Origin of the sequence: Dietzia sp. CW19, from assembly GCF_014145265.1 — a bacterium.
In the GTDB taxonomy this organism is placed as follows: domain Bacteria; phylum Actinomycetota; class Actinomycetes; order Mycobacteriales; family Mycobacteriaceae; genus Dietzia; species Dietzia natronolimnaea.
Window position 1 is genome coordinate 1 of record NZ_JAALEE010000270.1, and the last position, 8,514, is coordinate 8,514.

The following is an 8,514-nucleotide window of genomic DNA, read 5'->3' on the forward strand; positions in this document are numbered from 1 at the left end:
CGAGGGCGCGCGGCTGGTGCTGACGGACCGCGACGCCGCCGGGTTGCAGACGGCGGCACAGGCCTGCCGGGACGCGGGTGGCGCGGTGCTGGGCTCCGAGACCGTGGACATCACCGAGCACGAGGCGGTGATGGGGTTCGGCGAGAGCACGATCGCCGCGCACGGCGCCCCGCACGCGATCTTCCACGTCGCGGGCAACTCGGCATGGGGGCGGCCCGACCTGCTCGAACACCGCGTCTGGCGGTCCATGGTCGAGGTCAACCTCATGGGCACCATCCACGTGATCGAGGCGTTCGTCCCGGCGATGATGGCGGCGAAGCGACCCGCCGCGCTCGTCATGGTCTCGTCCGCCGCCGGTCTGCTGGGTCTGCCGTGGCACGCCGCGTACAGCGCCGCCAAGTTCGGCATCCGTGGCATCGCCGAGGTGCTCCGCTTCGACCTGGCGCCGTACGGGATCGGCGTGCACCTGGTGTGTCCCGGCGGGGTGGACACCCCGTTGGTGGAGACCGTCGAGATCGCGGGCGTGGACCGTTCGAACCCGCAGGTCGCCAAGACCGTGGACCAGTTCAGGCGCCATGCCGTCACCCCGGAGGTCGCGGCCGAGAAGACACTCGAGGGCGTACGCAAGGGGCGCTACATCGTCTACACCTCGCCGGACATCCGACTGGGGTTCGCCGCCCAGAAGTTCGCTCCGCCGCTCTACACGCTCGCGATGCGACTCCTGAGCCGTCGCATCAACAAGGCCGGAGAGGGAATCCTCCCGTGAGGGGGATGGAGACCCTCAACGACGCCGCCATCCTGCTGGCCCGGCTCGGGCTCGGGGCGGTGTTCGTGGCCCACGGATGGCAGAAGTTCTTCACGCTGGGGTTGAGCCGGGTGGGCGAGCAGTTCGCCGGGTACGGGATCCCGCAACCGGAGGTGACCGCCGCGGTCGTCGCCGGGGTCGAGTTGATCGCGGGGATCGCCCTCATCGCGGGCATCCTCACGCCGCTGGCCGGGATCCTGCTGGCGGTGGACATGGCGGGAGCCCTGTATTTCGTCCATGCCACCAACGGGCCCTTCGTCACCCAGAACGGCTGGGAGCTCGTGGTGGCACTCGGGGTGGGCGTGTTGCTCATCGCGGCGGTCGGGGCGGGCCGGTTCAGCATCGACCGGGCGCTGGGCGGGTAGGGCCGGCGTCGCTCGCGGTGGGCGGCACGGCGGGGCGAGTCGAGGCTAACGCCAGGACGGCAGCCAGAGCTGCTGGTTCCATTCCGTCGAGGTGATGGGCATCCCCGACAGGATGGGCAGCATGTAGAGGAAGTTGGCCACCACGAGCCCCAGATAGAGGCACACGATCGCCCGGCCGATCGTCTTGCGCCGTGGCGAGTCGGTGGACCTGCCGGCGATCTCGCCCAGCACCAGCGCGACCATCATCACGAAGAACGGCACCAGCACCGAGGCGTAGAAGAAGTACATCTGGCGGTCGTGCTGGAAGAACCACGGCAGATAGCCGGCCATGTAGCCGACGAGCGGGAACGCGTACCGGCCGTCGCGGCAGATGACGGCCCGCCAGAACGCCCAGCCGAGCACCGGGATCGCGAGCCACCAGATCGCGGGCGTACCGAGGAGCATGATGGCGCGGACGCAGGAGTCCTGACCGCAGCCGGTCACGTCCTCGCCCTGCTCGACGTAATAGAGCATCGGCCGCAGGCTCATCGGCCAGGTCCACGGCTTGGACTCCCACGGGTGTCGGTTGCCCGCCGAGGTGGTGAGCGAGGAGTGGAAGTCGAGCACGGACGACTGGTAGTACAGCCACGACTGGAGTGAGTCGGGCAGCCAGTTGTCGTCGACCTTTGACCCCACCGCGTGCCGGTACACCGAGTTCTCGCCGGCGAACCACGGGAGCCAGGTGAACATGTGGATCAGGGCGGGCCAGATGACCAGGGTGACGAAGGCCGGGACGGCATCCCGGAGCAGCGTGCCCGCCAGCGGTCGCCGCACCCCGTAGCGGCTGCGCAACGCCCAGTCCCAGGCCACCGTCATGAGGCCGAAGAACGCGATGAAGTACAGGCCCGACCACTTGACGCCGAGGGCCAGCCCGAGCATGACGCCGGCGGTGAACCGCCACCAGCGGAAGCCCAGTCGCGGTCCGAAGTCCGACAGGTGGAGCCGGCCGGCGAGCGCGGCGCGGTGCATCCGGCCGCGCATCTGGTCGCGGTCGACGAGCAGGGCACCGGCGGCGGCAGTGACGAACAGGACCTGGTAGATGTCGAGCATGCCGATGCGGGAGGTCACGAAGGTGACCCCGTCCAGACACAGCAGCAGGCCCGCGACCAGGCCGAGTTGCGTGGATCGGGTCAGCCGCCTGGTGATCCGCATGACCATGAGCACCACGAGCACGCCGCAGATCGCGGCGGTGAACCGCCAGCCCAGTGGGGTGTAGCCGAAGAGCAGTCCGCCCAGCGACTCGATCTGCTTGGCGACGGGCGGGTGGACCACCAGTCCGTAGGCCGGGTTCTCCTCGATCCCCAGCTGCGCGATGCTGAACGACTGCGGCGCGTAGTGCTTCTCGTCGAAGACCGGGGTGCCCTCGTCCGTGGCGGAGGTCAGGCCCCAGAAGCGCGAGAGGAAGGCCAGGACCAGGATGACGCCGGTGGCGATCCAGTCGCGGGGGGTGTCGACCGGCCCGGTGTCCGGATCCGGGAGCGGGCGGCCCGGGGATCGCACGCCTGGGGTCGAGGTCACACCGCGAGCATAATGGTGGCCTTCCCGGGACCGGGGACACGGGCAGGGCAGGACGCGGGCGAGACGCGGACGAGACTCCGGCGGGACGCGGGCGCGGACATCGGCGACCGGGGACGGGGGCGACCGGGGATAGGGTGGAGCGCATGACGTCCGGACGTGTCGTGTTGGCGGCCACCCCCATAGGGAATCCGGGCGACGCCTCCTCCCGGCTGAAGGACCTGCTCGCCACCGCCGACGTCGTGGCCGCCGAGGACACCCGGCGTCTGCGCGGGCTCGCCACGGCGCTCGGGGTGACGGTCCCCGGCCGGGTCATGAGCTTCTACGAGCACAACGAGACGGGCCGCGTGCCCCAGCTGATGGACCGGGTCCGCGCCGGTGACGTGGTGGCCGTGGTGACCGACGCCGGGATGCCCGCGGTGTCGGACCCGGGGTATTCGCTGGTCACCGCGTGTATCGAGGCCGGGCTCCCGGTGACCTGCCTTCCCGGCCCGTCGGCCGTCACCACGGCACTGGTGCTCAGCGGCCTGCCCGTGGACCGGTTCTGTTTCGACGGCTTCCCCCCGCGCCGCGCTGGTCGTCGCCGGACCTGGCTGGCCCGGCTTGCTGCGGAGGAGCGCACGTGCGTGTTCTTCGAGTCGCCCCACCGCCTCGGGGACACTCTCGCCGAGGCGGCGGAGGTGCTGGGCGCCGGTCGGCGCGCGGCGGTGTGCCGTGAGCTCACCAAGACGTACGAGGAGGTCCTGCGGGGCACGCTCGGCGAGCTGGCCGAGCGGACCGCCGACGGGGTCCGCGGGGAGATCGTGGTGGTGATCGAGGGGGCGGACGCCGCGGACTCGACCGCCACGACCGAGGACCTGGTCGAGATCGTGGAGGAGCGGGTCGAGGCGGGAGAGCGGCTCAAGGACGCCTGCGCGGCCGTCGCCGAGGGCTCGTCACTGACCAAGCGGGAGCTCTACCAGGCGGTCGTCGACTCGCGGGGCTGAGCACCTCGCGGGGCTGACCACCACGTCGCGCGCTGCCGACTACCAGGGCACCGGTCCACCGCCCCAGGTGAACGCGGCCTTGTGTACGCACTCGTCCCACTCGGCGTTGGGGTCCGAGTCGATGGTGATGCCGCCGCCCACGCCCAACTCGACGCGCCCGTCGGGGGTGGCCTCGAGGGTGCGGATGGCCACCGCGAGCTCGAGGTCCCGGCCCAGGGCGAGGCCGTACGCCCCGCAGTGCAGGCCCCGCGACCGCGGTTCCCACCCGGCGATCAGCTCGCGGGCCCGTGCCTTCGGCGTCCCCGTCACCGAGGCCGGGGGGAAGGTGGCCTCCACCAGCGCCGCGTTGTCCGCGGTCGTGCGGGCGGTGACGGTGGAGACCAGGTGGTGCACGCCGGGCGCCGGGCGGATGGCGAGCAGGTCGGTCACGGTCACCGACCCGACGTCGGCCACGCGCCCGAGGTCGTTGCGGACCAGGTCCACGATCATGATGTTCTCCGCGATGTCCTTCGCGGACCCCAGCAAGAGCGCCGGGTCCAGGTCCGCCGCCAGCGTGCCCTTGATGGGGCTGGACCGCACCTGATCGCCGCGGCGCACCAGGTACTCCTCGGGCGAGAACCCGAGGACGGCGCCCCAGGGTCCCTCGAGATACGCCGAGCGTGCGGCGGGGGAGTGGCCGGCGATCGCGAGGAAGGTCTCGAGCGGGTCCGCGCGGAGCCTGCCGTGCAGTCGCGTGCTCAGACAGGCCTGGTAGACCTCGCCCGCGCGGATCGCCTCGAGACAGTCCGTCACGGCCGAGCGGTGCGCCCCGCGGTCCGGCGCGGCCCAGTCCGGGAAGTGGTCGGCAGGGTTGTCGTCGTTGTCGTCGTTGTCGTTGTTGTCGTTGTTGTCGTTGTTGTCGTCGTCCTGGCGGCCGTCACGTCGGGCGGCACCGTGGTCGCGGACCACCTGCGCCGGGTCGGGGGCGTCGCCGTGGCGTGTCCACCGGCCGTCGGCGTCGAGGGTGAGCCACCCGGAGGCCTCGCCGCGCACCGCGGCCGGGAGCGGTGGGGCGGCGCCGGGCACGGTGTCGGGAAAGGACCGATAGACGACGACGAGGTGGTCGCTCTCCTCGAACGCCGACTCCTGCGACACGGGCCGGAGGTCGACCGACGGGACCACCACGGCGCGGCGATCCCGCCAGTCGCCGAGGAAGGCGGCAGGGGGCGCCAGGCCGTGTGACCGCGCCCGTTCCCGCAGCGCACGGAGCAGCTCCGGGACGGGTATCAGACGCTCGCGCACCCGTTCATGCTTACACGCACCTGTGCTGGTGAAGAACTTATTATCTTGCACAGCGCCAAAGTTGTTGACAAGGTTTCAGGAATGTCCACCTCTAGAGAACAGAAGAGTGACCCCGGGAACACGCCACCTCCCGCGCCGACGGCACGGCCTCGCGCGGACTTCGCGGTGATCGTCCCCGCCGCCGTGATCGCCCTGATCGTGGTGGTGTGGGGCTTGTTCTACACGGTCTCGTTCGAGAGCGCCGCGGGTCGGGCGTTCGACGTGGTGGTCCACACGGTGGGCTGGTTGTTCATCGTGGTGGCCACCACGGTCGTGGCCTATACCGTCTATCTGGCGTTCTCCCGCTTCGGCGGGATCCGGCTGGGAGGCGACCACGAGAAGCCTGAGTACTCCACCCGGTCCTGGATCGCCATGATGTTCGCCGCGGGCATGGGCATCGGTCTGATGTTCTACGGCGTGTCCGAGCCGCTCACCCACTTCCAGACCCCGCCGCCGGGTCAGGAGCAGCAGTACGACGTGGCCATGGCCACCACCGCCTTCCACTGGACCCTGCATCCGTGGTCCATGTACGCCATCGTCGGCCTGGCCCTCGCGCTGGCGGCCTACCGCTTCAAGCGCGGCCACCTGATCTCGCAGGCGTTCGTCCCGCTGATCGGCGAGAAGCGGGCCAACGGGTGGATGGGCAAGGTGCTCGACATCGCGACGGTCGTGGCCACGATCTTCGGTACCGCCGCCTCGCTCGGTCTCGGCGCGCTGCAGATCCGGGCCGGGCTGAACGAGACCGGTGCGGTCAGCGGCGGCGGCATCGCGCTCGTCGTGGGCGTCATCGTGGTCCTGGGACTGGTGTTCCTCGCCTCGGCGGCCTCCGGGATCGGCAACGGCGTCCGGATCCTGTCCAACATCAACCTGGTGCTGGCGGTCTCGCTCGCGCTGTTCGTCGCGATCTTCTCCGGCGCGCTGTTCTTCATGCTCGACCTGGTCCCCACCACCGTCGGTGCGTACTTCTCCGACTTCTTCGAGATGGCCTCCCGCACCGCGGTGAGCGAGAACGGCGAGGCGGCCGAGTGGCTGTCCGGCTGGACGGTCTTCTACTGGGCCTGGTGGATCTCCTGGTCGCCCTTCGTCGGGATGTTCCTCGCCCGGATCAGCCGGGGCCGCACGGTCCGCGAGTTCATCATCGGCGTGGTCCTCATACCCAGCACGCTGTCGGTGCTGTGGTTCTCGATCTTCGGCGGGTTCGCCCTGTATCTCGAGGACGCCGGTCGGAGCATCTTCGGCGACGGTTCGCTCGAGCCCCAGCTGTTCAACCTGCTCCGCGAACTGCCGCTCGCGCCGGTGCTCATGGTGGTCGCCATGGTGCTCATCGCCGTCTTCTTCATCACCTCGGCCGACTCGGCGTCGATCGTCATGGGCGGCATGGCCCAGCACGGGGTCGAGGAGCCGTCACGGTGGATCGTCATGCTCATGGGTACCTTCACCGCGGCGGTCGCGATCATCATGCTCCTCGCGGGCGACGGCGGCGGGAACGCGCTGTCGAGCCTGCAGAACATGACCATCATCGCGGCGTCACCGTTCGTCCTGGTGCTGATCGCCCTGTGCGTGTCGATCCACAAGTCGCTCTCGCACGATCCGGCGGCCGAGAACGCCTGACGCGGGCCGGGTGCACTCCCGGCACGGCGGCCGCGGACGCGACCACTACTCTGGACGCATGGCGAAGACAGTCCTTACCGCGGTCGCATGGCCGTACGCGAACGGCCCCCGGCACATCGGACACGTCTCCGGGTTCGGGGTGCCGTCGGACGTCTTCTCCCGGTACCAGCGGATGGCCGGCAACGACGTGCTGATGGTCTCGGGCACCGACGAGCACGGCACCCCGCTGCTCGTGCAGGCCGAGAAGGAGGGGGTGTCGGTCCAGTCGCTCGCGGACCGGTACAACCGGGTGATCGTCGACGACCTGGCCGGACTGGGGCTGAGCTACGACCTGTTCACCCGCACCACCACCCGGAACCACTACTCGGTGGTCCAGGAGCTCTTCCGGGGCCTGCACCGCAACGGGTACATGGTGGCCAAGACCACCACCGGGGCGGTGAGCCCGTCGACGGGCCGCACCCTGCCGGACCGGTACATCGAGGGCACCTGCCCGATCTGCGGCTACGACGGCGCCCGGGGCGACCAGTGCGACAACTGCGGCAACCAGCTGGACCCGGCGGACCTGAAGAACCCGGTCTCCAAGATCAACGGTGAGACCCCGAAGTTCATCGAGACCGAGCACTGGTTCCTGGACCTGCCCGCCCTCGCGGACTCGCTGGGGGACTGGCTCAAGGGTCGGAAGGACTGGCGGCCCAACGTCCTGAAGTTCTCGCTCAACCTGCTCGAGGACCTACGTCCGCGTGCGATGAGCCGGGACATCGACTGGGGGATCCCGATCCCGGTCGAGGGCTGGCAGGACCGGGGCGACAAGAAGCTCTACGTGTGGTTCGACGCCGTGGTGGGCTACCTGTCCGCCTCGATCGAGTGGGCGTGGCGCTCGGGTGAGCCCGAGGCGTGGCGTCGCTGGTGGACCGACCCCGAGGCCGTCTCCCACTACTTCATGGGCAAGGACAACATCACGTTCCACTCGCAGATCTGGCCGGCCGAGCTCATCGGCTACGACGGCCGGGGTGCGCACGGTGGCGAGCCGGGCGCGCTCGGTGCGCTCGGCCTGCCCACCGAGGTGGTCTCGTCGGAGTTCCTCACCATGTCCGGGTCCAAGTTCTCCTCCTCGCGGGGCGTGGTGATCTACGTCCGCGACTTCCTGGCGGAGTTCGGCCCCGACTCGCTGCGGTACTTCATCTCGGTGGCCGGCCCGGAGAACCAGGACACCGACTTCACCTGGGACGAGTTCGTGCGACGCACCAACGCCGAGCTCGTGGGCGGCTGGGGCAACCTGGTCAACCGCACGGTGTCGATGGCGCACAAGAACTTCGGCGAGATCCCGCGCCCCGGCACCCTGACCGACCTCGACGCCGAACTCCTGCGTGACGCGGAGTCCGCGTTCGCCACGGTCGGCGGCCACCTCGAGCGCTCCCGCTTCAAGGCCGGTGCCACCGAGGCGATGCGGATCGTCGGCGCCGCGAACCGCTACATCGCCGCGACCGAGCCGTGGAAGCTGGCCAAGGAGCCGGACCAGCGCGAGCGCCTGGGCACCGTGCTGCACACCGCCCTGCAGGTGGTCTCCGACGCCAACACCCTGCTCACCCCGTACCTGCCGTCGGCCGCGCAGCAGATCCACGGCGCGATCGGCGGGCAGGGCGTGTGGGCCGCGTCGCCGCAGGTCCACGAGGTGATCGACGACATGCCGGTGGACCTGGTCGGGACGGGCCTGCCCGAGGCCGGGCGCAGCTACCCGGTGATCATGGGCGACTACGCCTCCGAGCAGGCCCGGTGGGCGCGCACCGAGCTCACCCCCGGGACCCCGCTGGCCAAGCCCAGCCCGCTGTTCGCCAAGGTCGACCCGGAACTCGCCGAGACCGGACCCGCCTGG

The 8,514-nt window shown here is 70.3% G+C and carries 7 protein-coding genes; 5 read left to right on the forward strand and 2 right to left on the reverse strand.

The genetic code is table 11. From position 1 onward, the window contains the following. A partial coding sequence (locus G6021_RS08815; protein WP_182641089.1) for an SDR family oxidoreductase occupies positions 1-766 on the forward strand: 766 nt, incomplete at its 5' end. A 5-nt stretch (positions 767-771) separates the two neighbouring features. Then, on the forward strand, positions 772-1,170 hold the full coding sequence (locus G6021_RS08820) for a DoxX family protein (RefSeq protein WP_179525822.1): 399 nt from the start codon (positions 772-774) through the stop codon (positions 1,168-1,170). Positions 1,171-1,215: 45 nt separating this feature from the next. Here G6021_RS08820 and G6021_RS08825 read toward each other — a convergent pair whose 3' ends face one another. Continuing rightward, on the reverse strand, positions 1,216-2,727 hold the full coding sequence (locus tag G6021_RS08825) for a phospholipid carrier-dependent glycosyltransferase (protein ID WP_182641090.1): 1,512 nt from the start codon (positions 2,725-2,727) through the stop codon (positions 1,216-1,218). A 143-nt stretch (positions 2,728-2,870) separates the two neighbouring features. Here G6021_RS08825 and rsmI point away from each other — a divergent pair, with 143 nt between their 5' ends. Continuing rightward, on the forward strand, positions 2,871-3,710 hold the full coding sequence (rsmI, locus tag G6021_RS08830) for a 16S rRNA (cytidine(1402)-2'-O)-methyltransferase (protein ID WP_179525820.1): 840 nt from the start codon (positions 2,871-2,873) through the stop codon (positions 3,708-3,710). Positions 3,711-3,749: 39 nt separating this feature from the next. On the opposite strand, the gene G6021_RS08835 is transcribed toward rsmI, so the two are convergent. Next, entirely contained in the window at positions 3,750-4,991 is a 1,242-nt protein-coding gene (locus tag G6021_RS08835; protein ID WP_182641091.1) for an aminodeoxychorismate synthase component I, read from the reverse strand. An 81-nt stretch (positions 4,992-5,072) separates the two neighbouring features. On the opposite strand from G6021_RS08835, the gene G6021_RS08840 reads away from it, so the two are divergent. Both G6021_RS08840 and metG read left to right on the forward strand, forming a co-directional pair. Further along, the gene (locus G6021_RS08840) at positions 5,073-6,641 is read left to right on the forward strand and encodes a BCCT family transporter (RefSeq protein ID WP_179525818.1); all 1,569 of its coding nucleotides are present in this window, start codon (positions 5,073-5,075) and stop codon (positions 6,639-6,641) included. 58 nt (positions 6,642-6,699) lie between these two features. Next, a partial coding sequence (gene metG, locus G6021_RS08845; protein ID WP_182641092.1) for a methionine--tRNA ligase occupies positions 6,700-8,514 on the forward strand: 1,815 nt, incomplete at its 3' end.

Bases quoted from the DNA above. Each gene is read 5' to 3' on its own strand.
- G6021_RS08840 (WP_179525818.1), top strand. From the start codon at position 5,073: ATGTCCACCTCTAGAGAACAGAAGAGTGACCCCGGGAACACGCCACCT.
- G6021_RS08820 (WP_179525822.1), top strand. From the start codon at position 772: ATGGAGACCCTCAACGACGCCGCCATCCTGCTGGCCCGGCTCGGGCTC.
- rsmI (WP_179525820.1), top strand. From the start codon at position 2,871: ATGACGTCCGGACGTGTCGTGTTGGCGGCCACCCCCATAGGGAATCCG.